This is a genomic window from Arthrobacter sp. FW306-06-A (assembly GCF_021870055.1).
Lineage (GTDB): Bacteria > Actinomycetota > Actinomycetes > Actinomycetales > Micrococcaceae > Arthrobacter.
The window spans coordinates 779,616-805,888 of record NZ_CP084552.1; the positions used below are offsets into that span (position 1 = coordinate 779,616).

Below are 26,273 nucleotides of genomic sequence, written 5' to 3' on the forward strand. Positions count from 1 at the left end.
CACTTCCTGTCCTGGACCGCAGCTTGAAGCCCATGCCCCAACCTCCGGTGCGCATCGTGCACCTTGGCCTGGGGGCATTCCACCGCTCCCACCAGGCCTGGTACACACAGCACACCCCTGACGCCGCTGAGTGGGGGATCGCGGCGTTTACCGGCCGGCGCCCGGCCGCCGCAGAAGCGCTGTCGGCCCAGGACTGCCTTTACACGCTGGTGGAACGCTCGGCAGACGGGGACAGTTTCGAAGTGATCGGCAGCATCGTGGAAGCGGTGGACGGAGCCAACATCGCCCGGCTTTGCGAGCTTGTCGCGGCGGAGGAGACGGCGGTGGTCACGCTGACTATCACCGAGGCCGCGTACGGGCTTGCCGCAGATGGAACGTTCGACGGCGGCGCTCCCGGTGTGGCGGATGACCTCCGCGCGCTGTCGGCGGCGGCGTCCGGGGAAGCGGGAGTGCCCGGCACACCCTTGGGACGCCTGGTGCTGGCCCTCGCCAGGCGCCGGGACAGCGGGGCGGGACCGATCGCCGTCGTCAGCTGCGACAACCTGTCCGCCAACGGGGAGGTTGCCCGCCGCGCCGTCCTGGGACTGGCATCCGGATGGGGTTCCGGGCTGGCCGAATGGATCGGGGCGAATGTCAGCTTCGTCAGCACCTCGGTGGACCGGATCACCCCGCGGACCACCGAGGCGGACATCGCTGAAGTCGCCGAACAGTGCGGCTACACCGACAGCGCGCCCGTGGTGGCCGAACCGTTCCGGAACTGGGTGCTCAGCGGGGATTTCCCGGCTGGACGTCCGCGCTGGGAGGACGCCGGCGCCGTCGTTGTTGCCGACATTGAGCCCTATGAGAACCGCAAGCTGTGGCTACTCAACGGTTCGCACTCCATCCTGGCGTACGCCGGGCAGCTGCGCGGGCACGCCACCGTGGCCGACGCCCTTGCTGATCCCGCCTGCCGGAAGGCCGTGGAGGACTTCTGGGACGAGGCCGCACACCACCTGCAGGCGGCCGGGCTGGACATCCCTGCGTACCGGAAGGCGCTGCTGGAGCGGTTTGGAAATGCCCGGATCGCCCACCGGCTTGCCCAGATAGCGGCCGACGCCACCACTAAGCTGCGGATGCGTGCCGTGCCCGTCCTCACGGCGGAGCGGGCCAGCGGCCGGACCGGCAGCGGGGCTGCCCTGATGCTTGCCGCATGGATTGACTACGTAGCTGCCACCCAGGACTTCCAGGACCCGCTGGCTGAGGACATCCACGCGGCCAACGCCCTTGAGGGCTACGGGAGGGTCCAGGCCCTTCTCCGCCTGGTGAGTGCCGAGATCGCGGATGATTCCGACATTGTTTCCCTGGTGCACGGGCTGTGCGGATCCATCGCAGCCAAGACAGCCACTCCGTCACCTCTTTAGACCCTGCTTTTTCACTTCCGGAAGGAACAGTTAGATCCCATGAAAATCATTGCCGCTGATGTGTTTGTTACCAGTCCCTCACGGAACTTCGTCACGCTCCGGATCACCACCGAGGATGGTGTGACCGGTATTGGTGACGCGACGCTGAACGGTCGTGAGCTGGCTGTTGCCGCGTACCTGAAGGAGCACGTTGCGCAGTTGTTGATTGGGAAGGATCCGCACCGGATTGAGGATACGTGGCAGTTCCTGTACCGGAGTGCGTATTGGCGGCGGGGTCCGGTGACGATGGCGGCGATCGCTGCGGTGGATATGGCGTTGTGGGATATCAAGGGCAAGCTGGCGGGGATGCCGGTGTACCAGTTGCTTGGTGGTGCTTCCCGGAGCGGGTTGCGGGCGTATGGGCATGCGTCGGGGGCCGATATTGAGTCGTTGTTTGATTCGGTGCGCGAGCATTTGGAGCTGGGGTATAAGTCGATCCGCATCCAGACGGCGGTGCCGGGGATCAAAGCCGTTTACGGGGTCGCTGCGCAGGCCCAGGCGTCGGGGGAGCGGTATGACTATGAGCCGGCGGGCCGGGGTGCGTTCCCGGTGGAGGAGGACTGGGACACCAGGGCGTATTTGCGGCATCTGCCTTCGGTGTTTGAGGCGGTGCGGAATGAGTTCGGTCCGGAGATCCCGTTGTTGCATGATGGGCATCACCGGATGACGCCGATCCAGGCGGCGAAGCTGGGCAAGGCCCTGGAGCCCTATGACTTGTTCTGGTTGGAGGACTGCACGCCGGCGGAGAACCAGGAGGGGCTGCGCCTGGTGCGTCAGCACACCACGACGCCGCTGGCGATCGGGGAGATCTTTAATACGGTGTGGGATTACCAGACGCTGATCAAGGAGCAGTTGATTGATTATGTGCGGGCGGCGTCCACGCACTTTGGCGGTATTTCGCCGTTGAAGAAGGTGATGGATTTCGCGGCGCAGTACCAGATCAAGTCCGGTTTCCATGGGCCGACGGATATTTCCCCGGTGGGGTTCGCGGCGCAGCTGCATGTGGGGTTGGCGATCCACAACTACGGGATCCAGGAGTACATGCAGCATTCGGTGAAGACCAACGAGGTGTTCGAGCAGTCCATGACGTTCGTGGACGGGTACCTGCACCCGGGCGACAAGCCGGGCATCGGCGTGGAATTCAACGAAGAAGCCGCCGCCGCTTACCCGTACCAGCAGGCCTACCTGCCCTACAACCGCCTCGTCGACGGCACCGTCCACGACTGGTGAAACCGGCCCGCGGACGGTAAGAATGCCCACGGCTGAAAACTGCCCACACGGGTGAGAAGGAAAATTTCGGTGAACAACAACAATCCCGCCCCTGCCAAACCCCGCGTTGTGGTCATGGGGGTCTCCGGCTGCGGCAAGACAACGGTTGGCGGCCTCGTGGCCCGCGAACTCGGCGTGCCGTTCCTCGACGGCGACTCCCTGCACCCCGTGGAGAACGTGGCCAAGATGGCGGCGGGCCATCCGCTGACCGACGAGGACCGCTGGCCCTGGCTGGCGATCGTGGGCCGCGAGCTGGCTGCCGCCGGGGACAGCGGGCTGGTCCTGGCCTGTTCCGCGCTGCGGCGAACCTACCGGGACGCCATCCGGGAACAGGCTCCGGACACCATCTTCCTGCACCTGAACGGCAGCAAGGAGGTCCTCGCCCAGCGTGTGGGCGGCAGGGCCGGGCACTTCATGCCACCCGCGCTGCTGGACTCCCAGCTCGCCACCCTCGAACCACTGCAGGAGGACGAGCGCGGCGTGGTGGTGGACATCGCCGCGCCCGTCCCGGAAGTCGTGGCCGGGGCACTCAAGGGAATTGCCGCCGTCGTACCTTCCGCCACGGGGGCACAGGGCAGCCGGCCGCGGCAGTTCGACGTCGACCTGGCCGCCACCCCGTTCAATCTCGACGACGACGCGGTCGCCTGGGTGGAGGGCACCATTGGTGCGATGACGCTCGAGGAGAAGATCGGGCAGTTGTTCATCAACCACAACAACGACTACTCACCCGAGTACCTTGACGGGGTGCTGGAGAACTACCACGTGGGCGGCATGCGTTACCGTCCGGCTCCGTCCGCTGCGGTGCAGGAACACATCCGCTACGCGCAGTCCAAGTCCCCGATTCCGTTGCTGGTTGCGTCCAACCCGGAGATGGGCGGGGCCGGCAGCTGCGACGACGGAACGTTCGTATCCACGCATCTGCAGGCGGGCTCGCATCCGGACAAGAACATTGCCCGGCAGATGGGGCAGGTGGCCGGGGTGGAGACGGCGGCCCTGGGCTGCAACTGGGCCTTCGCACCGATCGTGGACATTCACTACAACTGGCGGAACACGGTCATTTCCACGCGCTCCTTCGGCAACACGCCGGAAGTTGTGGTGGAGCGGGCCAAGGAGTACTTCGACGGCATCAGCGAATCACCCACGGCATGCGCCATGAAGCACTTCCCGGGAGACGGTGTGGATGAGCGGGACCAGCACGTGGTGACGTCCTACAACACCCTTGGCTATGACGAGTGGAACCGGACGTACGGACACGTGTACCGGGAGATGATCGCGCATGGCGTGCAGTCCATCATGGCCGGCCACATCGGGGCGCCGGAGGTATCCCGGCATTTTCGGCCCGGCCTGTCCGACGCCGAAATCCGGCCGGCCACGTTGTCCCCGGAACTCCTGCAGGACCTGCTGCGCGGGGAACTCGGGTTCAACGGCCTGGTGCTCACCGATGCTTCGCAAATGGTTGGGCTGACCCAGGCCATGAGGCGCAAGGACCTGGTGCCTGCCACCATCGCGGCGGGCTGTGATATGTTCCTGTTCTTCCGGAACCCCGCCGAGGACTTCCAGTACATGATGGACGGCTACAAGTCCGGGATCATCACCGAGCAGCGGCTGCATGATGCGCTGCGACGGATCCTGGGATTGAAGGCGTCGCTGGGGCTGCACCGGAAATCTGCTGATGAGCTGGTTCCGCCTGCCGAGGCGCTTGCCGTTATTGGGTCTGCTGGGCACCGTGCCGTGGCCGCTGAGATTGCAGACAAGACGGTGACGCTGGTCAAGGACACGGCCGGTAACCTGCCCATCACGCCTGCGACGCATCCCCGGATCCGCTTGTACGGCATCTCCGGCGGGGCAGACTTTACCAGGGCCGATCCGCTGGCCTATCTCGAGGTGGTGAAGGAGGAACTGGAAGCTGCCGGGTTCCAGGTGCACCTGTTCCGGACGGCTGAGCAGCGCGAAGCGGCCGGGGAGGCCGGGATGAACTTTATGCGGGTCCTGGCAGAGGAGGCCACCGGCGACTACGCGGAAAAGTACGACGCCGCCTTTGTCTTCGCCAACGTGAAAGGCTTCGCGCAGGAGGCTGCCATCCGGATCAAATGGTCGTCTCCCATGGCGGCCGAGATCCCCTGGTACGTCACGGAAGTGCCCACAGTGTTTGTGTCCCTGAACCAGCCGAACCACCTGATCGACGTGCCCATGGTCAGGACCGCCATCCACGCCCACGCGGGAACACGGGAAGCAATCCGGGCCGCCGTAGAGAAGATCCAAGGCAAATCGGAGTTCCAGGGAACATTCAACGAGAACGTGTTCTGCGGGTCGTTTGATACACGGCTCTAGGACTGTTGGACATGCAGGAGGCGCCACCGCAACAGCGATGGCGCCTCCTGCATGATCCGCTCCACGTGGTGCGGTTGCCCTTAGGCGTCTTCACGCTCCGGGTTCTCCAGCCGGAAGAAGTTGGACTGGTTCCCGTCCGTCCGCTCTTCCTGGTAGATGAAGTTCAGCCGCCGGTCGTCAAACGTCTTGAACCATTCCTCCCAGCTGACTTCGCGAAGGTTGGCGTCCCGATCCCGGAAATCAATGCGCAGGACACCCAGGTGGTCGCCATGCTCGGTGCCCTCGACTGTGGCAGGGACACCGCCGCGTTCTTCGGCCCACTGCCTGATGACTTCATGGTGCGTGGTTGCCAGGCTGCGGCCTTCGCGCTCGGGCTCCTCCTCCGTGGAGGTGATTTCCTGCGAATACTTCAGCGACTTGGAGGAGTCATCGCCGTAACGGACCTTGCCGCCGTCGGGGCCGGCGCCCAGGTCGTCGGAGTCTCCGCCGGCGTCCTCATTCCGGCTGCCTCCGCCGCTGGCACCGTCCTGCCGGGCCTTGGCCACCTCTTTGACCAACTCTTCCTTGCGCATGCCGGAGGCGCCGGGGATGTGGTCTTCCCGGGCCTCCTTACGGAGTTCATCCACCTTCATGCTGCGCAGCTCGGTTTCGCTCACGTCGGGGGTGTTGGGGGTCTGGTTGCCGGGCTCGTCATGGCCTTCCTTGCCGCTGCCTTCCTTGCCACTGCTGGACCGCCCGGAATTCCCTGAGCCGGACCGGGAAGCTTCCTTCCGCCCGCCGTCGTGGTCTTCCTGCCGGGCCTTGGCGACCTCTTTCACCAGCTCTTCCTTGCGCATGTCCGAACCGCCGGCGATGTGTTCTTCCCTGGCCTGCTTGCGGAGCTCATCCACCTTCATGCTGCGCAGTTCCGTCTCGCTCACATCGGGCGTGTTCGGTGTCTGGTTACCGGGCTTGTCACTCATGTCAGGTCCTCCTTTTGCAGAACTCTTTTGCAGAATCGACAAATAATAAGGCTGCTTACTTTCTAGCGTGTGCCGGATGTCGGCGTCAAGCATCGGCGCCCGACGCGCCACACAGGCACTGCACTTACCGGCGGGGCCTTTGGACTCTGGGGGCGGCCCAATCACTGTTTGTAGGCTCCATGCATTCCGGTGACAAGGAGGTTTGGCATGGGAAACGCGTTGTCGGGTTTCCTGGCATTCATGGGGCCGTCCGTGCGCGGGCACCGGGCTCAAACTGGGTTCCGCTGGCGAAAGTCGGGTTTTCTAGGCGGAGCGGCCGCGGCCGGGATTTTCACGCACGCGGTCCTGCCGCGTGTGCTGGGGGCCTGGGGCGCGACCAAGCTGGAAAGGACCATGCCCCTTCCGGGCGACGGCCTGATTCCGGATCCCGACGAAGTACAGACCATGGCAGTAACGATCTCCGCCCCTCCGGACGAGGTCTGGCCATGGTTGGTGCAAATGGGCGTGGACCGCGCTGGCTTGTATTCCTATACCTGGGTGGAGAACGGATTGCTCCATCTGGGCGTTACCAATGCTGACCGCATCCACCCTGAGTGGCAGGACCTGAAGGTTGGCGACATCATTGCCTTCACGCCGGAAGGCTATCCGGGAGGAAGGATAGGGCCACGCGTGGTGGAGTTGGAGAGCGCGCGCTACCTGGTGCTCGATTCAAGCCCTGGCGCCCCTCCCGGAACGGTCACCGGCACGTGGCAGTTCGTCCTCCACGGTTCCGGTGCCAGGGGAACCAGGTTGCTGCTGCGGACGCGCTCGGGCCCTGGCCGGCCGCCCGCGCTTCGGGTCATGGACTTCCTCCTCCGCCCTGGTTACCTCGTCATGGACCGTGCCATGCTGCTGGGCATCAAGAAGCGCGCCGAGGGGGACGCCCACAACCGCGAGACGTCGTCGGGGGCGTCGTGATCCTGGTGACGATCAGCTTTCCGTTTGCCGGGCTTCCCGCACGGCACTGACCCGGCCGTGTTCAGACAACCACTTCAGGGCTTCGGGTTCTTTGGTGAAATATGCCGTGGGGGTCAGGGACCGCTGCGAAAATGCGGCCACGACTTTGCCCATTGCCCCATCCCCGATGAGGGCCGCGGCGGAGAATCCGCGGTAAGCGTTCATGCCGGCCCTGGCCTCCGGCGTTAACCCGGCAACACCAGCGAGATCAACCAGGAGAGGCAAAGTGCGGCCACCGCTTAAGCCCTCCAGAACCCGGGCTGCGTGCACCGCCATCTGGTAAGTGATGTGGACATCCGGGACCCACTGCAACCGCAGCATGTCCCCGTCGCAAGAGGCAGTGAAGAATTCGTTCATTCCTGTCCTGGTTCTCGTAGGCGGGCTTGTATTCCAGACGCTTGACTAATTGAAACCCCATTCTGCCGGACAGGTAGGACAAAAGGTCCAGGGGTAGGTATCCCAACTCCGGGTGGCGGTCTACGTGACGGTGGTTCGCCGGATGTCAGCCCAGCGCCTTTTCCAGCCACTGCACACAGGCCTCTGGTTCCAGCAGCGCCGCGGTGTGACCGGCGAGGCCCATCGAAATCGTCTGCACTGGCCTGCCCAGCAGCCTTTGGAGCCGGGGGATGTCGCGGGTGGCCTGGGTGCGGTCATTCTCCGCCCGCAGCACCACAGCGTCTCCGTGCCACTGCTGAAACCGTTCCCGACGCACCAGTTGCCTCCTGGCCACGTCAGCTGCGACCGCGAAATGCGACACAATGTCCGCCCGGGTGAGGTCGTGCCGGACAGTGTGGCGAAGGACCGCCGCCCAGTCGCCGTCGGGATCCGACCCGGCCGGGAACAGGCCGGTAAGGCCGGCGAGCAGCAGGGAAGCCGACCAGCGCTTGGGCAGCACCCGCGCTGCGAAAGTTGCCACTGTCAGGGCCGGTACCCAGAGCAGGCCGTAGTCGGCCGGTCCGCTGCTGGACAGCACCAGCCGGCCGATCCGTTCGGGATGGGAAGCAAGGAACGCCTGGGCGAGCAAACCGCCGTAGGATTGGCCCGCCACGTTGCAGCGCGCAATCCCTTCCGCGCGCAGGATGGCCGAGACGCCGTCGTCGAAATCGGCAAACCGCTTCACGTGGGGGTAATCCGGCGCCACCACCGTGTGGCTGCGCGCAAGGCGCCCAAGGAAGTCATATCCCAGCCCAGCCCGGCGCAGGCCGCCGGTGAGCCAGAGCACGGGCGGTCCTTCGCCCAGCCTTACATAGCGCCATTCCACCTCACCGGCCCTGAGTTTCCGGCCGTGGGAAGCGACGAAACGCCGCGCTGCCGACAGGATTGCCTCCCCGGCCGGCACCCGCGGAAGTTGGGCCGTCACGTCGACACCCGTGCGCGCCGGCGTTCGGTGAGAAGGGCGACGGCGGCAATCACCCAAAAGGCCGCACCCCAGCTGAGGGCCGGAGCCAGGATGGCAATTCCTGACGCGTTTCCGGAGGCCGCCATGAAGGAGTTGATGAAGGCGCCCGCGGCGAGGGGCGCGTGCATCAGCACCGCCAGGAGGAGGCTCCCGGTCCGGTCGTAAAGCCAAACCATCAGCATCCGGTAACCGGGCAGCCAGGCAAAGAGGAACACGGCAACGATAAGGGCGGCAGGTATGGCCCCTGAAGGATCAGTGCTGTTGGCGAACATGGGGTAGTGCCAGGCACCCCAAAAGGCGGCCATGATCAAGGCCGTGGACACAACACCGTGCCGCCGGCGCAGGCGGGGCAGCGCGAAGCCAGTCCAGCCCACCTCTTCCAGCATGCCGACTATCAACCCCACCGCAATCCCGGCCAAAATGATGGTCACCAGCTCGCCCGACGTCGGCACGCCGCCGTAGTAACCGGGAAAGACGACGGCCACTGCCACGGCCGTCGCAGCCATGACCAGCGGAGCGGTGAGGAGCGCCAGCGCATACCAGCGGGCACCCACCCTCCACCGGCGGAGGCGGCTGCCCATGTCCCGAAGCCCCGCCTTTCCGTCCAGGAGGCTGGTGAGGATGACGGATGCGGCGGCGGGTCCCAGGGGCGCCAGCGTAAGTCCAACAGCCATTGGGACCGGTGCGAAGCCAATGACCGCTGCCATCCCGCCCCAAGACAAGACAAAGGTTAGGGCGTAATAGGTGGATACAGGGTGCCGGCGGACCAACGAGGTGAACCCTTTCCCGGCAGCGCCAGGTACCAGCGGCAATCCATGCTGTGGCTGTGCGGTCATCACAGACCTCCTGCCTTGGCCGACACCCGTTTTGGATCTGGCGGCTAATGATCCTTCAACCCCAGCCTGCTCGGGCGGGGCCAGCGATACCAGGGCCTTTCGTCAGGGGGAATTTTCAGGGGACTGTGCAGGGCTGGGCATAGGTACCCGGCCTGTCACGCGTACTCCGCCGACGGCTCCTGTCCAGGGGGTATCGCCGGGTGCCGGCAACACCAGGTGGGCGAAAACGTACCCCTGCTGCAGCTCCAAGACTTGCGTGGTGTCTCCACGGCAATCCAGCGTCAGCTCGACGGGCTGGAAGCGAGCGCCGGGATGCTCCTGCCCGACGGCGACCGTGGCACCGGAAGCGCCGGCACAAGCGGCTGTAACGGTGAACTGCCCGGCTGCCGGGACTTCCGCCGTCGTGCCAAAGCCCCTGACCGGGCCATCAAGGGGACCCTCCTCAAAAAGGAGGACCGGACCCGGCACCGCCTTGAGGAGTCGGTCCACCTCACGGTAATTTTTGACCTCGCGCTCCAGCACCAGGGGATCAACGGAGGGCACTGGGGAGCTTGTTTCGCGTGCCGGTTCCGTTGTAGGTGCCTGCGGAGACTCGTCGTATTGGTAGGAACAGCCCGCTGCCGCACCTGCTGCAATCAACAGGGACAGGCTGGATACACGCCCCATCCACCTGCCCTTGGTTCCCACATTTTTATCGTGGGCAGGGGAGCGGTGCAAAGTAAACACTGCTCCTCCAGATTGATGCAAACGGCACCGCTTCCCTTGTTTCAGTGGGCCCACAACGAAGGGTGGGAGGTGCCGGGACTTCAGGCCCTAGGCCGCCGTACTCAAGCGGCAGGAGGCTGAGGCAAGGAGGTGACAACAATGGAGATGCCGCGAACCCGTGCCAACAGCGAGTCTCCGAGGAATCGGCAGTCTCCACGGAGTTCGGTAAGGGGCTGGGGCACGGCTGGCGGCATTGCGGCCCTATCGGCAGTTGCGGGGTATGGCACGTGGGCAGCCACTCGCAGGAAGGGCCGTCTTTCCGGGTTTCGGAGTACTGAAGGAGAGCAGCAGTACCTGCGGGCCTACCAGGACGTACTGGAAGAATGGCCGGCCGCCTACGAGGAGATCGCCGTCGAGACACTCTTCGGAAGTACCCACGTCCTGGTGAGCGGTGACACCGAGGCGCCTCCCCTTGTCCTCCTCCACGCCACCGGGACGAGCTCCACGGGGTGGTTGGCGAACGTGGGACCACTCAGCGCCCGGTGCCGGGTCTTCGCCGTCGACATCGTCGGCGAAGCCGGGAAGTCACACCAAAGTAAGCTGCTTCGGGGCCGGAAGGACTGCGTGCAGTGGCTGTCGTCCGTCCTTGATGGGCTCGGGTTGGAGCGGCCGTCTTTGGTTGGGTGGTCATTTGGGGGCTGGGCCGCACTTGCCTTCACCATCGACAGGCCCGAGCGGGTCGACAAGACGGTGCTCCTCGCACCCTTCGGCTCTCTCGCCCCCTACTCGCGCAGCATTCTGGCTTTCCTCAAGGTTGGTCCTTACCTTCCGTGGGGTCCGCCAGGAGGCCTTGCGCTGCGGATGATGGCACCCGGATACCGGTTCGATGAGAGGTTCGCAAAGCAGTTCATCCTCGGTGGCCGCTACTTCAAGCCCGCAGATCCCCGGGTGAGTGTCTTTCCCAGGCCTTTCACTACCAAGGAGCTCAGTTCCATCCAGGTGCCGGTCCTGCTGATGGTGGGCGACCGGGAGTCCGCGTTCGATCCCCGGATCGCGGTCTCGCAGGCGCGGAACTTCATTCCCGGTGCGCAGACACATCTGGTTCCAGGGGTCGGGCACATGATTGCCATGGAGGCCCAGGCGGTTGTGAACCACGCAATACTGGGATTTCTGCAGGATCTTCCTTTGGAAGGTTTGGCCCGGACGGAATAGGTCCGGACGGAACAGCAGGCCGCTCCTCAGCGGAAGATCTTCTTTCGAGCCGACCTGAAGTGGACGCCCAGCAGCAGGCAGAGGATGGGAAAGACTGCGCCGTAGCCAAAGACACCTATCAAGCGGAGGTATGGATTACCGAAAGCAGGGCCGGTCAACCCCAGCAGGCAGAGAAGGCCAGCCATCAGGAAGGCGGCCCGTACGTACAGGGGGCTGCCAGGGCCGGTGAATGCCACCGCCGCGAACAGCAGTGAGAGGCCGAAGAGGAAGTGCCAGGCTGTGACGTCGGCGGCAAAGAACAGTGACGGTTGGGTGAAGTCATAGATATAGCCGAGGGCCGGATCGCCGACGGGGGCCACCCGGCGGGCCACCAACAATTCGATCAGGTGCACGGTCGAGGTTACCGCTGCCGTGGAGAGCATGAAGCCAAAGGCCAGGACACCGAAAACCCTGGCCGGTGCGGGGGTGAGCTGGAAAATGACGGCGAAAAGTACCACGTGGATGGGCGCCCCAATGACTGTCACTGCTTCAGCTGCCGCCCAGAACGGATCCCGGGGCGCGCCCGAGAATGCCCCACTTGCCCCTACCAGGGCCAGATACACCACATCAAACGCGAAAACGGCCCACGCCGACCACTGGCCCAGCCCAAGCGGGCGGCCCTGCACCTCGCGGTCAGAGCCGCGCACTTGTCCTTCCACTGCCTCCGCCACGGCATCAAAAGTAGTGTCAAGGTTCAGAGTTCATAAGTGCCGTAGGTCCCCGCCGTCGGAGGCACTCCCACTGACTCCTTTTGGCAAAGCAAAAGGCCCTGCTTCCCTCTTTTTCAAGAGGGAAGCAGGGCCTTTCTACCTGGCGGTGACGGTGGGATTTGAACCCACGTTGGCTTTTACACCAAACAACATTTCGAGTGTTGCACCTTCGGCCGCTCGGACACGTCACCAACCTCAATAGGGTACCGGAGTAAGGCCTGCATCCCCAAAACGCACGTATAGCGCGGGCTTGGAGCAGGGGCTGGATTCTGCCGATGCATCTGCGAGGTGGCAGATAACTGCAATGCCGGCCCGGAACATTGCGGTCACATGCCACTTCGCGTGAATGTCAGACCCTGCCGCGATGATTGATTCATGGGAACTGCAGCAGTGGTCAAGGCTTATGCGGACATCCGGGCTGCCCTTGCTGCGCTGAACACTGAGGTTGACGGGTGCGGTTCGGACCCGTTTTCGGTGGTTGATCCGTTGGCGGGCTTGGCGGATGGTTGCTTGGACATTCTTGCCGGGGCCCGTGAGGTCGAGGCCGGGTTCGCTGGTTTGAAGGCGAAGGCTGCGGTGAAGTACGCGGAGAGCGCCTCTGTCGTTGCGGGGCCGGATGTGTCGGTGCAGGCGCAGGAGATGGCGGTCGCTGCGGAGGTCGGGTGTGTACTGGCGCTGGGGCCGCGGGCGGCGTCGTCGTTTCTGGCGACTTCGCACGCCGTTGTTTCCTCGTTGCCGCGGACCCTTGCGGGGCTGCAGGCCGGGACGTTGTCGTGGCAGCACGCGGTGGTGATGGCTGATGAGGTCGCGAGTCTTGATACTGCGGGGTCGGCGGCGTTGGAAGCGCACTTTTTGGACCCGGACGCCCCGGATGCTGCTCGGGGGTGCCCTGCCGGGGAGATGCCGGCGCACCGGTTCAGGGCCAAGGCCCGGACCTGGCGGGAACGCCACCACGCCGAGAGCATCGAAGTGCGCCATGCCAAGGGGGTGGCGGATCGGCGGGTGGAGTTCCGGCCGGACCAGGACGGGATGGCGTGGCTGTCCGCGTGTTTGCCGGCGGATCAGGCGTTGGCCGGGTGGAACCGGCTCACCGCAATGTCCCGGTCACTGCAGGGGCCCGCGGAGTCCCGGACCATGTCCCAGTTGCGGGCGGACAAGTTCGCTGATGCGATCCTCGGCAGTGGCAGTGGCAGTGGCAGTGGCAGTGGCAGTGGCAGGGGCCGTAATAGGAGCAGTATCAGCGGCAGTGGCGCCAGTGTCACGGATGCGATTGACGAAGCTGATGGTGGTGACGGCGATACCGGTGCCCGTGACAGCGCCGGTGTCAATGGCAGGGCTGGACGGGAAGACGTGTCTTCGCCGATCCGGGCCCAGGTCCTGGTCACGGTCCCGGTGTTCTCCCTGATGGGGTTGACCGATGAACCGGCCATGCTCGACGGGTACGGGCCCATCCCGCGCTCGATGGCACGGGACCTGGTCGCGAACGGTGCGGGGTCGTTTTACCGGGTGTTGGTGGATCCGCGGGACGGGGCGCCGCTGGAAATTGGCCGGAAGAGTTACCGGGTGACCGGGGCGATGCGGGCCTGGCTGAGGATGCGGGACGGTAAGTGCCCGTTCCCGGGCTGCAGCAACAATTCCCTGGACAACGATGCCGACCACATCCTCGCCTGGGCCGAGGGTGGCACCACCGGGATCAGCAACCTGGGACAGCCCTGCCCGAAACACCACAAGCTCCGGCACACCACCGGTTGGAAACCCACCGCGGCCACCAAGAACGCACCACCTGGCTGGACCTCACCCACCGGCCGCCACTACCCAAGCGAACACCAGGACTGGGAACCACCCAAACGGCCCAGGCAGCTGGTGCCGCAACTGAATCCGGCGCAAAGGGCAATCTCAGGTTGCAGGGACTTGGTGGTCGGGGGCTTCTCCCTGGGGGAAGCATGCCTTGACGGTATCCTCCATCCGCCCTCCGCCTAGCTGCGGCCTCTCCCTAGCTGTCTGCCTGGTGCCGGGGAAAATCACCGTTGGCTTGCCCGCGGATTGGTAACCCTGAAATGAAACTGCGTCACTAAGCCCCGCCACGAAGCCATGCCTTTCACCGCCCGGGATGCTGTCCGACGTGTCCCGGCAAGCCGCAACGAAACCCGACATCCGCCGTCGGACTTTCCCCCTCGCCACGGGTCCGGATAGATTCATCAGCAAGATGACGAATTCAGAAACTCCCATCCACGCAACCGCATACTGGACCACTGCCAAAGATCACGGCGAACTCAGGGCGGAAGAAGTTGCCGCCCCCGGACCGGGTGAAGCACTGGTCCGTGCCCTTTACTCGGGCATCAGCAAGGGCACGGAAATGGTGGTTCACGCAGGGGCCGTTCCGCCGCGGGTCGCAGAGGAAATGCGCGCCCCGCACCAGGAGGGCGAGTTCCCCGGCCCGGTGAAGTTCGGCTACCTCTCCGTCGGAGTCGTGGAGGAGGGGCCCGAGGGGTGGAAGGGCCAGCGCGTCTTCTGCCTGAACCCGCACCAGGACCGCTACGTGGTTCCCGTGGAATCCCTAACCCGGATCCCTGACGAGGTCCCCTCGCGCAGGGCGGTCCTCACCGGCACAGTCGAAACAGCTGTCAATGCCCTGTGGGAAGCCGGGCCGCGCCTGGGGGACCGGGTCGCGGTCGTCGGCGCCGGCCTGGTGGGCGGCATGGTGGCTACGCTGCTGCGCACCTTCCCGCTGCAGCGCCTGCAGCTCGTGGACCTTGATCCGGGCAGGAGGCAGCTCGCGGAGACGCTGGGTGTGGACTTCGCGCAGCCGGATGACGCCCTGGCCGACTGCGACATCGTTTTCCACTGCTCGGCCTCCCAGGAGGGCCTGGAACGCAGCCTCCAGCTCGCCGGCGATGAAGGCGACGTCATCGAAATGTCCTGGTACGCCAACCGGGAGGTCACCGTACCGCTGGGGGAGGATTTCCACGCGAGGCGCCTATCTATCCGTGCCAGCCAGGTGGGCATGGTGGCACGTGCCCGCCGTCACCGCCGCACCAACGCGGACCGGCTTGACCTCGCCGTATCGCTGCTCAAGGATCCGGTCTTCGACGCGTTCCTGACCGGATCATGCCGCTTCGAGGACCTGCCGGACGTGGTTCAGAACCTGGCGGATGGCACCCTGCAAGCCCTGTGCCACGTCGTCGAGTACCCCGGAAGCAGCTCCGCCCCCAGTCCAGCCACTGACAACAACGGAAACTTGAGGTAACCCATGTTCAGCCTGACCGTCCGCCGCCACTTCATGGTCGCCCACAGCCTTCCCCGTGAAGTGTTCGGCCCCGCACAGGGCCTGCACGGGGCAACCTTCGTTGCGGAGGTGACCTTCCGCCGTCGCGTGCTTAACGCCGACGCGATCGTCCTGGACATCGGTGCCGCCGGCACCATCATCGAGGACGTGCTGGCCGGGCTGAACTACCAAAACCTGGACGAGCACCCGGACTTCGAAGGCAAGCTCACCACCACGGAGGCGCTCGCCGAATACATCGCCCAGCAGGTCGCCGCCCAAATCAAGGACAGCGACGACGGCCGGGAACTGGCGGCAATTGACGTCACCCTGCGCGAGAATCCGGACGCGTGGGCGTCTTATTCCCTGGACCTCACCGCGTAGCCGTGCGCCCCATCCGGCTGCTGGTCCCCGGCAACATACGCCACAGCTCAGGCGGAAACGTCTACAACGCGCATCTGGTTGCCGGCCTGCAAGCGCTCGGTGCCGCGGTGGACGTCATCAGCGTCGATGGCGGCTGGCCGGATGCCGGCGCCGACGAACGACGCCGTCTGGGTACCCTGCTCGGGGCGTGGGAATCTGACAAGGCTCCGGGGAATGCCGTGGTTATCGTAGACGGGTTGGTGGCCGTTGGTGCCCCGGACGAACTGGAATTCGCGGCAAAGGCGGGGCGGGAAACATGGGTCCTGGTGCATATGCCCGTTCCGGAAAGTTCGGGGTCCGCAGCGCTCGAACGCGAAGTCAGGGCCCTGCGTGCAGCAACAGGAGTGGTCTGCAGCAGCGCTTCTGCGGCGTCCGTGCTTACCACGCGGGGACTCCGCCAGGCCCAAGTGGTCCTGCCTGGAGTGGACCTCGCACCCCAGGCTGACGGTTCCACGCCTCCGCACCTGGCGGTCGTCGCAGCCCTGCTGCCCAACAAAGACCAGGTGCTGACAGTCGAGGCGCTGGCCCGGCTCAAGGACCTTGAGTGGACTGCGTCGTTCGTGGGGTCCGACCAGGCCGACCCGGACTACGCGCGGGAGGTCCAGGCTGCCATCACTGCCAACGGGCTGCAGGAACGGGTGCGGCTGGAGGGTGAGCTCACGGGTAGGGCCCTCGAAGCCGAATGGGCGCGCACCGACCTGACCCTGCTCGTTTCCCGGATCGAAGCGTTCGGAATGGCGGTCACCGAGTCCCTTGCGCACGGAATCCCGGTACTTGTCCGCGAGGGGACGGGGGCAGTGGAAGCGCTTGGCATCGCCGGGATGAAAGCGGACGACGGCGGGCCGCGCCTTCCGGGGGCAGCGCTGCCACTTCCGGCCGGGGCAAGTGAGAGTCCGGGTCGCTTGGCGGAGGTCCTGCGTCGCTGGCTGACGGACGAACAAACCCGGGAAAGCTGGCGGGCAGCAGCGCTGAAAGCGCGGACCAGGCTGCCGGACTGGAGCAGTACCGCCCAGGGGATGCTGGCCCTGCTGTCGGGCGCGGGGCAGCAGGAACCGGCTGAGACTGAAGGTCCGGGCCAGGACTGAAGCGGGCCCCGACTGAACCAACGGGGTTAGAGGCTGTTGCTCCGGTGCCCGGCGAAAAACTCCCGCAGCAGCTGTGCGCACTCTTCCTCGCGGACCCCGGGGTACACCTCGACCCAATGGTTGAGGCGGCGTTCGCGGAGGATATCGAACACCGACCCGGCGGCCCCGGCCTTCTCGTCCCACGCTCCGAACACCACCCGGGGAATCCGCGCCAGCACGATGGCGCCGGCACACATGGCGCACGGTTCCAAGGTGACCACCAGCGTGCAGTCGGACAGCCGCCAGCCGTCGTCGCTGCCGCCGTGGAGCCGTGCCCGTTCCTGTAGCCGTCCGGCCGCCTCCCTGATGGCCACCACCTCGGCATGGGCCGTGGGGTCGCCCAAGGCCTCCCGTTGGTTCCGGCCGGAACCCAGCAGATCGCCGTCGGGCCCTATTACCACGGCGCCGATGGGCACGTCCTCCGTGGCGAGGGCCCGCCGGGCCTCAACCAGGGCAAGGCCCATCCAGGCGTTGTGTTTCTTTTCGGGCAACGGCATGGCTCAATGATAGTTTCGAGAGATACTAAGCTTGCGTACTTTTCCTGGGAGGCATGATGAGCAGAGTCCACGAGCGGATGGACAGATGGTTCAAGCCCTACGCCGCCCTTTGGCTGACCCTGATCATCGGCGGGACCGTGGTTGTCATCATGGCCCTGGCCGGCGCCGAGGTCTACGACGACGTAGTGGGCAAGGACGGGCTCGCAAACCTCGATGTTCCGGCCCTCCAGTACGCTGAGTCGCTGCGAAACCCGGGCCTTGATGCCTTTGCCACCGGCTTCACCAACATCGGCGGCGGCATCGGTATGCCCATCCTCGCCAGCATCCTTACCGCGTGGCTGACGTTCCTGAGCCGGACCTGGCGCCCACTCCTCCTGGTGGGCGGCGCGGCAACCGTCTCCATCCTCGCCACCACGTTCGGCAAGAAACTTGTGGGCAGGACCCGGCCGGACCACGCCGATGCGGTCCCGCCTTACGAGGATTCGCCGTCGTTCCCCAGCGGCCATACTCTCAACACCACCGTGGTCATCAGCGTCCTCCTGTACGTTCTTTGCCTGCAGTTCCACCAACTCTGGGTCAGGGTCACGGCAATCACGGCCGGCGTGATTTTCATCATTGCCATGGGGCTGAGCAGGGTATTCCTGGGCCACCACTGGTTGACCGACGTCATGGCCGGCTGGACGCTGGGGCTGGCCTGGGTGGCCATCGTGATCCTGGCGCATCGGTTGTTCCACCTGTTGAGGCGCAAGCAGCATGCGGGTCCGGCCCCCACGTTCGATCGTCCCGTGGTGCGGGACGTCGTCCTCGAATCCGTGCACGACGGCGGCGATGCCGGCAAGCAGGGCGCGTCCGGCAGCCGAGGCAAGGACACCGCCGGATGATAGTTTTGGGGGATGCGCACTCTCGTTGTTGACCACCCCCTGGTCGCCCACAAGCTCACCGTCCTGCGGGACAAGAACACGCCGTCGCCGGTATTCCGCCAGCTGACGGAAGAGCTGGTGACCCTGCTGGCTTACGAGGCCACGCGGGAGGTCCGCACGGAGCCCGTCACCATCCAGACGCCAGTCAGCACCACCATCGGCACGGCATTCACCAAGCCCACACCGCTGGTGGTTCCCATTCTTCGTGCCGGCCTGGGAATGCTGGAGGGCATGACCAAGCTGGTCCCCACGGCGGAGGTGGGCTTCCTGGGTATGGCCCGGGACGAGGAAACGCTGGACATCATCACCTATGCCGAGCGCCTTCCGGAGGACCTGACGGGCCGCCAGGTCTTCGTGCTGGACCCCATGCTGGCCACCGGCGGCACCCTGCGTGAGGCCATCAAGTTCCTGTTCAAGCGGGGCGCTTCCGACGTCACCTGCATCTGCCTGCTGGCTGCCCCTGAAGGCCTGGCCCGGCTGGAAGAGGAACTCTCGGGCGCGAACGTGCACATCGTCCTGGCCTCCATCGACGAGAAGCTCAACGAGAAGTCCTACATCGTTCCCGGCCTGGGCGACGCCGGCGACCGGCTCTACGGCATCGCAGGGTAGTTTTTACCCTTTTTCAATCGGTGTCCCGCCGCTAGCCTGTGCGGATGGACTGGAAACTCGAACTTGTCTTTGTCCCTGTATCCGACGTTGACCGCGCCAAGGACTTCTATGTCAACAAGGTGGGCTTCAACGCGGACTACGACGAGCGGCCGTCGGACCACGTTCGCTTTGTACAGCTGACGCCGCCCGGCTCTGCCTGCTCCATCTGCATGGGCGAGGGGCTTTTGGACGCCCCTCCCGGCACGGGAACCACCCTCCAGATGGTGGTCGACGACATCCAAAAGGCGCATGACCACCTGAAGAACAATGGTGTGGACGTCAGTGACATCGAAGTGCTGCCTTGGGGCCACTTCGTGTACTTCGCCGACCCGGACGGCAATAAGTGGGCCGTCCAGTACATCCCTTGGCGGAATGCCGGGCAGGATGCAGCTCAGGCCGGCAGTATGCCCAGCAACGCTTAAAGCAGGCTGCGGGCCGCATCGTGATGATGCGGCCCGCGGTCTGTCGCTGGAATCCCCGGCGTTACCCCGTGGCCAAGGCGTACGACGGCGGGTGGCGGGACACGCCGTCGGCTGTCCTTGGAGCCGGGAGGTTCAGCTGAGGTTTCCCTTTGCGGCGCTATGCCAGGGAGAGGTGCCTAGTACCAGTTGTGCGCCAGGTGGAAGTTCAGCGCACCGCACGGAGACTGGTAGCTCTTCTTGATGTAATCCAGGCCCCAGTTGATCTGCGTGCGGTAGTTGGTCAGGTAGTCGGCGCCGGCGCTGGCCATCTTCTCTGCAGGCAGGGACTGGACGATGCCGTAGGCGCCGCTGCTGGGATTCGTGGCCGTGGTGGTCCAGTCGGACTCCTTGGTCCACAGCGTCTGCAGGCACTGCATCTGGTCAGGTCCCCAGCCAAAGGTTGCCAGCTGGCCGGCAGCATAAGCCTGGGCACCGGCGGGATCATTCACCGCGACGACGGGTGCCGGCGCAGGTGCAGGAGCGGGTGCCGGAGCCGGGGCAGGTGCCGGGGCTTCCGCTGCGGGGGCCGCCGGTGCAGGCGCGGGGGCTGGTTCCGCTGCCTGGGGGGCTACGCTGATTGCCGCCGGAACGGACACTGCCGGGTTGGAGCGGATTTCGCTCTTCTCGATGCTCATTTGGGCATCGGCCGCTGCCGTGGAAGAGTTTGATTCGGTGGATGACACCGGGGTCATGCTGCTGGTTGCCTGGCCTGCCGCGCCTACCCCCACGAGCACCGCGCAGGATGCCGCAAGGATCCCGGCACGCACGCCCAGGCTGGTCTTCTTTGCTGGTTTCTTGGCCGGTCCCTGCTGTGCCAGATGTTTACCCTTGGCATGCAGGCATGCTTCTGCCGTGTTTTTGGACATGATTGATCGCCTCTCACACCTGCGGAGTTAGCTGTCGGGTTCGGATGAGGGCATCCGGCCGCACGGAAAGATCACGTGCGTGCTTAACCCCAAGGGCGTTCATCGCCCGGGACGGTGGGTCCCCCGCCTCTGCCGTTGCTCAATCGGAATCCGGGGAAGCGGCAGAGCTTGGCGTCAACCCGGGATATGCGGCCCGAACGGGAGCCGCACCCAATCGACGGTACAGGAAAAGCGAAGCAAAGTCACATTTAGGTAACGGAAGTCACGGCCTTCAGCGCGCCGGTTTGCTTCTGGCCTGCGGTTCAATCGTTACGTTCAGGACACCAGACCGTGTTGTTACCGTGCCAGGAGGTAGATAGTGGCGCCGCCGATGCTCTGCGCACTGAAGTTCTGCGAAACCCACTCGGCGATCCGGCCGGCGGCATCCGAACCGGAGCTGGACGGCATGGCCCCGCCGGCAATGAAGTAGTGGATTTTTCCCTGCGCGACGAGGTCTTGGAACTGCGCCAGGGTGGGGGAGGGGTCGGTGCCGTTGAAGCCGCCCACGGCCATCACCGGCAGTTCCGTGGCGAGCTGGTACCCGGCGGCATTGTTGGAGCCCACTACCGCTGCTGCCCAGGTGTAATTGGTTGCACCGTCTTTGAGCGCGGCCACAAGATCCGCTGATGGAGTAGGTGCGCCGAGGAGGCCACCGAGTCCGCCGCCGGGCCTGCCCCCGAAGTTAGCGCCGCCAGGGTTTGTTCCGGCCGGGGCGGCCTGCTGCTGGGAACCCTGCTGCTGGAAGCCCTGCCCCGTGGGACCCTGGCCCGTGACGCCCTGTCCGGTACCGCGGCCCGAAGGGCTCCGGCCGGTCGAACTGAAGCCTCCCGGTCCGCGGCCGCCGGCGCCTAAGCCCGAGGCTGGCCCCGCACTGACGATCGCCCCGCTGTGTGCCGTAGCCGCGGTGGTGACGGAGTAGGCCAGCGGACCGGCGAGCGACGCAGCGATGGCGAGGGCCGCCGTCGTCCGCTGCATGGAAGCCAAGCGCAGGAACTTGCCCAGCCCAATGCCTGCTGCGGCTGCCAAACTTCCGCCGAGCACCAGCCAGCGCAGCCAAGGGCCGTAGGCGGACGTGGTTCCCAGCAGGTAGAAGGCCGTAAGCGATGCCACGGCCACTGCTGAAGCGAGGAAGATGCGGGCAGCCGCTTGCCTGCGGCGCTGCCACAGGAGAACGCTGCCCAGCCCTGCCATTCCGGCGATTCCCGGTGCCAGTGCCACCGCGTAGTAGGGGTGGATGATGCCGGCCATGAAGCTGAACACCAGGCCCGTTACCAGGATCCACGAGCCCCAGATGATGACGGAAGCGCGGACAACATCTGTTCGCGGTGCCCGCCGCCCCACCCACAGCAGCCCCGCCGCAAGGATGAGTGCGGACGGCAGCAGCCATGCGATCTGGCCGCCGAACTCGCTGTTGAACATCCGGAACAGGCCCGGAACGCCCCAGCCGTTGCCGCCGCCCACACTGCCCGTTTCGTCGCCCGTGAGCCGGCCCAGGCCGTTGTAGCCCAACGTCAGCTCCAGGATGGAGTTGTTCTGGGATCCGCCAATGTAGGGCCGCATGTTCGCCGGCGTCAGCTCGACGGCCAGCAGCCACCAGCCGGCAGAAACCACCATCGCTGCTCCCGCTGCTGCCAGACGGATCAACCGCCGCCGGGTGCCGCCCGGAGCTGCCACCATGTAGGCGAGGGCGAACCCGGGAACCACCAGCAGGACCTGAAGCTGCTTGGCGAGAAACCCAAAGCCCAGGAATACCCCGGCCAGCAGGAGCCACCGAGGCCGGTCCTCCTGGACCGCGCGGAGGAACCCGTAGGCGGCTGCTGTCATTAGCAGCACCAGCAGGGCGTCCGGGTTGTTGAACCGGAACATCAGGGTGGCAACCGGGGTGAGGGCAAGGACCGCCGCTGCCAGCAGCCCTGCCCGGTGCCCAAGCCGGACGTCAGCGGTGGCCGGCGTTGCGGCCCGCCGCACGGCCAGATAGACCAGCCACGCCGAGCCGACCCCCATCAGAGCCTGGGGAACCAGGATGCTCCACGAGCTCAGGCCAAAGATCCGGACCGACAGCCCCATGATCCACAGGGAGGCCGGCGGCTTGTCCACGGTGATGGCATTCGCGGCATCGGAGGAGCCGAAGAACCAGGCTGCCCAGTCCTGCGATCCGGCCTGGGCTGCGGCGGAATAGAACGCGTTGGCCCAGCCCGACGCACCGAGGTTCCACAGGTACAGCACGGCCGTGCCAGCCAGTACAGCTGCCAGTTCCAGCCTCCGGTGGAAGGCCGCACGGTCTCCGCGGAAGGCCGCATGGTCCCGCGTGCCCGGCCGGCCCCGGAGGGTGAATCGCTCCCGCCCCAGTGGATTCCTCCGGGGGCGGGCTGCGGTGGTTACAGGCATGCTGTGCTGGCTGGCCATCGTGTCCTACTTGGTGAGCTGGTAGACGGTTGAGTTGCCTACGGTCTGGGCCTGGAAGTTGGCCTGGACCCAGGCGGCCACTTCGGAGTTGCCGCCGCGGCCGCCCATGCCGCCACCGCCCATGCCTCCGCTTTGGATGAAGTAGCCGATCTGGCCCTCGGCCACCATGTCCTGGAACTCGGCCAGGGTGGGGTAGGGATCGCCGCCGTTCCAGCCTCCGAGGGCAATGACGTTGGTGTCCGTGGCCAGTTCCAGGCTGGCTGCCTGGGTGGCGCCGGAAACGATCGCAGACCACTTTGTGCTGGTGGCCTTCAACAGGGCAGTCACCGCGGCATCGGCAGTTCCTTCGCCGGGACCGCCGGCGCCGCCTGCATCACCGGGGCCACCTGCACCGCCCGGGCCGCCGTCAGGTGCGCCGGTACCGGCTCCGGGGGTGCCGCCGAGGTCGTTCATTGGGTCAAGGCCGTCGGTTCCGGTGGCCGAGTCCGTGGCGGAGTTCCTGCCGTCGGTCCGGTCGCCGCGGAAGCCCGCGGCCCGGTTGCCGAAAGCGCCCGCTGAGCCTGCGGGTCCCGACGTCGGAATGGAGCCTGAGTGTGCGGAGGCAGCGGTGGCCAGGGTCCAGGCACCGGCACCAAGCCCGCCGGCCAGGAGGGATACGACGACGACGGCGGCCGCCCCCGCACGCCGGAACCGTCCGGAGGTGCGCACGGCGTCAAGGCGGAGCAGGATTGCCGCGGCGGCAAGGACACCGAGGATGATGACCGCCACGCGCAGCCAAGGGAACCAGGATGCGTCCCGGCCCAGGAGGACAGAGGACCAAATCGAGGTGCCCAGGACGGCCACCGCAAGGACAATGCGGGCGGGCCAGTAGGTTCGGCCGCGCCAGAGTTCCACGGCACCGATGCCCACCAGCGCCGCGATGGCCGGTGCGAGTGCTACCGAGTAATAGGGGTGGACGATGCCGCTCATGAAGCTGAAGACGCCTCCGGTGACCAAGAGCCAGCCGCCCCACAGAATCAGGGCGGCCCGGCTTGGGGAAGTGCGGGCTTCACGCCGGGTGAACCACAGGCCCGCCACCAGCAGGATCAGGGCAGCGGGTAAAAGCCATGAGACTTCACCGCCAAAGCTCGTCCCGAACATCCGTAACAGGCCGGCAGCCCCGCCGAATCCAGCGTTGCCGCCGCCGAAGCTGCCTCCGGGCCCGCCTGCAGCACCCCCGGCGGCGCCGCCGGGCATGCCTTCGCCCGAACCGGTGATTCTGGCCAGGCCGTTGTAGCCGAAGGTCAGTTCCAGGAAGCTGTTGGTGGTGGATCCGGCCATGTACGGGCGCTCCGAAGCGGGAGTCAGCTGGAAGAGGGCAACGTAGCTGCCTGCCACGACAACGATTCCGCCCAATGCGCCCAGCAGATGGGCAATGCGGCGCCCGACCGAGGCGGGGGCCGCCCACAGGTAGGCCAGTCCGAGTGCCGGGACGATCAGGAAACCCTGGAGCATCTTGGTGAGGAATGCCAGCCCGATCACGGCACCGGCCGCCGCCAGCCACTTCCAGCCGGCCCGTTCAATGGCGCGGGTGGTGAAATATGCGGCGAGCACCAGGCACAGCGTGAGCATGGCATCCGGGTTGTTGAACTTGAACATAAGTGCCGCCACCGGCGTCAGGGTCAGCGCACCGCCGGCCAACAGGCCTGCCGCCGGTCCCGATACCCGTTTGACGGCCAGGTAGAGAAACCCGATGGCGGCCACGCCCATGAGTGCCTCCGGCACCAGCATGCTCAGCGGCGAAAAGCCGAAGATTCGGCCCGCGAGTGCGGGGATCCAGAGCGCCGCGGGCGGCTTGTCGACGGTGATGGCATTGCCGGCATCGAGCGAGCCGAAGAGGAAGGCGGTCCAGTCCTTGGTGCCCGCCTGGATGGCCGCGGCGTAGAAGGAGTTGCCGTAGCCGGTTTCTGCCAGGTTCCACAGGTACAGGACCGCGGTGGCCACCAGGAGCCCCGCCGCTGAGGGCCGCACCCAGCGTGCCTGGTTGCCGAAGGCGTAGCCGGCCCAGCGCGGCATTGGGTTGCGGGCTACGGGTCCGGCAGTTCCAGCGGGTCCTTCCGTGGGGCGTGCAGTGGTGCCGGCGGATGGGTGCTGGTGGTCCGGGTGCAGGGGACCTGTGAGTTGCGCGCTCCCGGTGGAGTCGGCGCCTGCCGGGGAGATGGTGGAGGTCATGAAGCTGCCGTTTCTGTTGAAGTGGTGGCCGTAGCGTTTTCGTCTGTGGCGTCTGTGGCGTCTGTGGCGTCTGTGGCGTCGGTACGGGGTTCGGAACTTGCGTAGTTGGCGCCGGGAGCTGCCGTCGTCCCGGGTGCCTTGTCCCGGAAGACCCATAGCCGGAACAGCAGGAATCGGACTGCGGTGGCCGCAAGGTTCGCCGCCACTACGGTGAGGACTTCCGCCCACCGGTCCGGTGTCGTCGTCCTGTGCACCAGGGCGAGTGCTCCGGAGGTGAGCAGCAGGCCGATGCCGAAAACAATCAGCCCCTCGAAGTGGTGCCGGACCGGGTTGCCGCCCTGGATGCCGAACGTGAAGCGCCTGTTGGCTCCGGTGTTGGCCACCGCGGTGATCAGCAGCGCCAGGAAGTTTGCCAGCTGCGGGTCCACGAAGCCGCGGCAGAACAGGAAGATCAGCAGGTAGGCCAGGGTTGAGGCGGCCCCGATGGCGGCGAACCGGACCAGCTGGCCGAAGAGGCTGCTGCCCGGGGTCTGCTCGTCCGCCCGTGATGACGCCGGCAGCGGACCCCGCGCCAGGGCGGCGCGCAGTTCCGGTACGGGGATGCGGCCGTAGACCAGGTCGCGGGTGAGCCGGGCCATGCCCCGGACGTCCGCCAGCGCCGTCCGCACCACGTCCACACTTGAGTCCGGGTCGTCGGTCCAGTCCACGGGAACTTCATGGACCCGCAGGCCGCAGCGCTCGGCAAGGACCAGGAGCTCCGTGTCGAAGAACCAGGAAGTGTCCACCGTGTAGGGAAGGATCTGCTGGGCGACATCGGCGCGGATGGCTTTGAAGCCGCACTGGGCGTCGCTGAACCGCGCACCCATGAAGGAGTGGAGCATCAGGTTGTAGCTGCGCGAGATGAATTCGCGCTTGGGGCCGCGGACCACGCGGGAATTGCGGGTGAGGCGTGTGCCGATGGCCAGGTCCGAGTGGCCCGAGATCAGGGGCGCCAGCAGCGGGGGCAGGGCTGCAAGGTCGGTGGACAGGTCCACGTCCATGTAGGCCAGGACCGGCGACGGCGACGCCAGCCACACCTTGCGCAGGGCATTCCCCCGGCCCTTCTCGTCGAGGTGGACCACCGCGACCTCGGGGAACTCCCGGGCCAGCCGTTCGGCGATCTTCAGTGTCCCATCCGTGCTGGCGTTGTCCGCCACCGTGATCCGGAAGCTGTGCGGGAAGGTGTCTTGCAGGTGTCCGTGGAGCCTTCGGAGGCATTCCTCAAGATCGCGTTCCTCGTTGAAGACGGGGATGGTGACATCGAGGACGGGAACCGCGGTGCGGGTGTCCACGGGGGCGCGGCGCACGGCACGCCCCCGGGAAGGAAGGCCAGCAGAAGGGAAGCCAGCGGAAGGGAGGCCCGGCGGCGCCACCGCGGCGTCCTGCAGGGTTCCTGAAGTGGAGTCGGTGAGCGTCATGAATCAAGAGTGGCGCCGCCGGATTTGTGGGTTTTAGGCGCAACCTGTGACGTGCCTGTGT

General features: G+C 65.9%; 23 protein-coding genes, 1 tRNA gene and 1 riboswitch. Of the genes, 12 read left to right on the forward strand and 12 right to left on the reverse strand.

The features are described from left to right. Window positions 1-32 precede the first annotated feature (32 nt). From LFT49_RS03850 to LFT49_RS03860, 3 genes are all read left to right on the forward strand, one after another. On the forward strand, window positions 33-1,400 hold the full coding sequence (locus tag LFT49_RS03850) for a mannitol dehydrogenase family protein (RefSeq protein WP_237429804.1): 1,368 nt from the start codon (window positions 33-35) through the stop codon (window positions 1,398-1,400). A 39-nt stretch (window positions 1,401-1,439) separates the two neighbouring features. Next, on the forward strand, window positions 1,440-2,669 hold the full coding sequence (gene manD / locus LFT49_RS03855; protein WP_237429805.1) for a D-mannonate dehydratase ManD: 1,230 nt from the start codon (window positions 1,440-1,442) through the stop codon (window positions 2,667-2,669). Between the two features lie 114 nt (window positions 2,670-2,783). After that, on the forward strand, window positions 2,784-5,039 hold the full coding sequence (locus LFT49_RS03860) for a gluconokinase, GntK/IdnK-type (RefSeq protein ID WP_237430468.1): 2,256 nt from the start codon (window positions 2,784-2,786) through the stop codon (window positions 5,037-5,039). Window positions 5,040-5,119: 80 nt separating this feature from the next. Here the strand turns inward: LFT49_RS03860 and LFT49_RS03865 are convergent, their stop codons facing one another. Further along, complete coding sequence (locus LFT49_RS03865) at window positions 5,120-6,001, reverse strand: Rho termination factor N-terminal domain-containing protein (protein ID WP_237429806.1); 882 nt, start codon at window positions 5,999-6,001, stop codon at window positions 5,120-5,122. A 207-nt stretch (window positions 6,002-6,208) separates the two neighbouring features. On the opposite strand from LFT49_RS03865, the gene LFT49_RS03870 reads away from it, so the two are divergent. Continuing rightward, window positions 6,209-6,958 carry a hypothetical protein gene (locus tag LFT49_RS03870; RefSeq protein WP_237429807.1) on the forward strand — a complete coding sequence of 250 codons (750 nt, stop codon included), beginning with the start codon at window positions 6,209-6,211 and terminating at the stop codon, window positions 6,956-6,958. 12 nt (window positions 6,959-6,970) lie between these two features. Here the strand turns inward: LFT49_RS03870 and LFT49_RS03875 are convergent, their stop codons facing one another. The 4 genes from LFT49_RS03875 to LFT49_RS03890 form a co-directional block, all read right to left on the reverse strand. Then, complete coding sequence (locus LFT49_RS03875) at window positions 6,971-7,354, reverse strand: DUF7793 family protein (RefSeq protein ID WP_237429808.1); 384 nt, start codon at window positions 7,352-7,354, stop codon at window positions 6,971-6,973. Window positions 7,355-7,499: 145 nt separating this feature from the next. After that, a complete protein-coding gene (locus tag LFT49_RS03880; protein ID WP_237429809.1) occupies window positions 7,500-8,357 on the reverse strand; it encodes an alpha/beta fold hydrolase in 858 nt (285 codons plus the stop codon). Then, complete coding sequence (locus tag LFT49_RS03885) at window positions 8,354-9,232, reverse strand: CPBP family intramembrane glutamic endopeptidase (RefSeq protein WP_237429810.1); 879 nt, start codon at window positions 9,230-9,232, stop codon at window positions 8,354-8,356. The genes LFT49_RS03880 and LFT49_RS03885 overlap by 4 nt, the downstream gene beginning before the upstream one ends. A gap of 102 nt (window positions 9,233-9,334) precedes the next feature. Next, entirely contained in the window at window positions 9,335-9,898 is a 564-nt protein-coding gene (locus LFT49_RS03890; RefSeq protein ID WP_237429811.1) for a hypothetical protein, read from the reverse strand. A gap of 198 nt (window positions 9,899-10,096) precedes the next feature. On the opposite strand from LFT49_RS03890, the gene LFT49_RS03895 reads away from it, so the two are divergent. After that, the gene (locus tag LFT49_RS03895) at window positions 10,097-11,149 is read left to right on the forward strand and encodes an alpha/beta fold hydrolase (protein ID WP_237429812.1); all 1,053 of its coding nucleotides are present in this window, start codon (window positions 10,097-10,099) and stop codon (window positions 11,147-11,149) included. A 26-nt stretch (window positions 11,150-11,175) separates the two neighbouring features. Here LFT49_RS03895 and LFT49_RS03900 read toward each other — a convergent pair whose 3' ends face one another. After that, window positions 11,176-11,859 carry a hypothetical protein gene (locus tag LFT49_RS03900; protein ID WP_237429813.1) on the reverse strand — a complete coding sequence of 228 codons (684 nt, stop codon included), beginning with the start codon at window positions 11,857-11,859 and terminating at the stop codon, window positions 11,176-11,178. Window positions 11,860-11,999: 140 nt separating this feature from the next. After that, window positions 12,000-12,089: transfer RNA gene (locus tag LFT49_RS03905), tRNA-Ser, on the reverse strand. A gap of 184 nt (window positions 12,090-12,273) precedes the next feature. Here LFT49_RS03905 and LFT49_RS03910 point away from each other — a divergent pair. The 4 genes from LFT49_RS03910 to LFT49_RS03925 all read left to right on the forward strand — a co-directional run bounded on the left by LFT49_RS03910 (window position 12,274) and on the right by LFT49_RS03925 (window position 16,668). Continuing rightward, a complete protein-coding gene (locus LFT49_RS03910; RefSeq protein WP_237429814.1) occupies window positions 12,274-13,878 on the forward strand; it encodes an HNH endonuclease signature motif containing protein in 1,605 nt (534 codons plus the stop codon). Between the two features lie 226 nt (window positions 13,879-14,104). Further along, window positions 14,105-15,145: a zinc-dependent alcohol dehydrogenase gene (locus LFT49_RS03915; RefSeq protein WP_237429815.1), complete on the forward strand. Its 1,041-nt coding sequence runs from the start codon at window positions 14,105-14,107 to the stop codon at window positions 15,143-15,145. Between the two features lie 3 nt (window positions 15,146-15,148). After that, entirely contained in the window at window positions 15,149-15,544 is a 396-nt protein-coding gene (locus tag LFT49_RS03920) for a 6-pyruvoyl trahydropterin synthase family protein (RefSeq protein WP_237429816.1), read from the forward strand. A 2-nt stretch (window positions 15,545-15,546) separates the two neighbouring features. Further along, the gene (locus tag LFT49_RS03925) at window positions 15,547-16,668 is read left to right on the forward strand and encodes a glycosyltransferase family 4 protein (RefSeq protein WP_237429817.1); all 1,122 of its coding nucleotides are present in this window, start codon (window positions 15,547-15,549) and stop codon (window positions 16,666-16,668) included. Between the two features lie 26 nt (window positions 16,669-16,694). On the opposite strand, the gene LFT49_RS03930 is transcribed toward LFT49_RS03925, so the two are convergent. Next, entirely contained in the window at window positions 16,695-17,204 is a 510-nt protein-coding gene (locus tag LFT49_RS03930; protein ID WP_237429818.1) for a nucleoside deaminase, read from the reverse strand. A 56-nt stretch (window positions 17,205-17,260) separates the two neighbouring features. Between LFT49_RS03930 and LFT49_RS03935 the strand changes: the two genes are divergently transcribed. Genes LFT49_RS03935 through LFT49_RS03945 form a run of 3 tightly spaced genes read left to right on the forward strand, consistent with a single transcriptional unit; the run spans window position 17,261 to window position 19,194 of the window. Beyond that, a complete protein-coding gene (locus LFT49_RS03935) occupies window positions 17,261-18,085 on the forward strand; it encodes a phosphatase PAP2 family protein (RefSeq protein WP_236802781.1) in 825 nt (274 codons plus the stop codon). 12 nt (window positions 18,086-18,097) lie between these two features. Next, on the forward strand, window positions 18,098-18,733 hold the full coding sequence (gene upp / locus LFT49_RS03940) for a uracil phosphoribosyltransferase (protein WP_142030188.1): 636 nt from the start codon (window positions 18,098-18,100) through the stop codon (window positions 18,731-18,733). 44 nt (window positions 18,734-18,777) lie between these two features. Then, window positions 18,778-19,194 carry a glyoxalase superfamily protein gene (locus LFT49_RS03945; protein WP_237429819.1) on the forward strand — a complete coding sequence of 139 codons (417 nt, stop codon included), beginning with the start codon at window positions 18,778-18,780 and terminating at the stop codon, window positions 19,192-19,194. Between the two features lie 176 nt (window positions 19,195-19,370). Here the strand turns inward: LFT49_RS03945 and LFT49_RS03950 are convergent, their stop codons facing one another. The 4 genes from LFT49_RS03950 to LFT49_RS03965 all read right to left on the reverse strand — a co-directional run bounded on the left by LFT49_RS03950 (window position 19,371) and on the right by LFT49_RS03965 (window position 26,212). Next, window positions 19,371-20,099 (reverse strand): hypothetical protein, encoded by a 729-nt coding sequence (locus tag LFT49_RS03950; RefSeq protein WP_237429820.1) that lies wholly within the window; start codon window positions 20,097-20,099, stop codon window positions 19,371-19,373. A 5-nt stretch (window positions 20,100-20,104) separates the two neighbouring features. Then, window positions 20,105-20,265, reverse strand: a riboswitch (cyclic di-AMP (ydaO/yuaA leader). A 170-nt stretch (window positions 20,266-20,435) separates the two neighbouring features. Beyond that, window positions 20,436-22,526 (reverse strand): ArnT family glycosyltransferase, encoded by a 2,091-nt coding sequence (locus tag LFT49_RS03955; RefSeq protein WP_237429821.1) that lies wholly within the window; start codon window positions 22,524-22,526, stop codon window positions 20,436-20,438. Between the two features lie 24 nt (window positions 22,527-22,550). Beyond that, on the reverse strand, window positions 22,551-24,755 hold the full coding sequence (locus LFT49_RS03960; RefSeq protein WP_237429822.1) for a glycosyltransferase family 39 protein: 2,205 nt from the start codon (window positions 24,753-24,755) through the stop codon (window positions 22,551-22,553). Then, window positions 24,752-26,212 (reverse strand): bifunctional glycosyltransferase family 2/GtrA family protein, encoded by a 1,461-nt coding sequence (locus LFT49_RS03965; RefSeq protein ID WP_237429823.1) that lies wholly within the window; start codon window positions 26,210-26,212, stop codon window positions 24,752-24,754. Before LFT49_RS03965 ends, LFT49_RS03960 begins: the two co-directional genes overlap by 4 nt. Window positions 26,213-26,273: the final 61 nt, after the last annotated feature.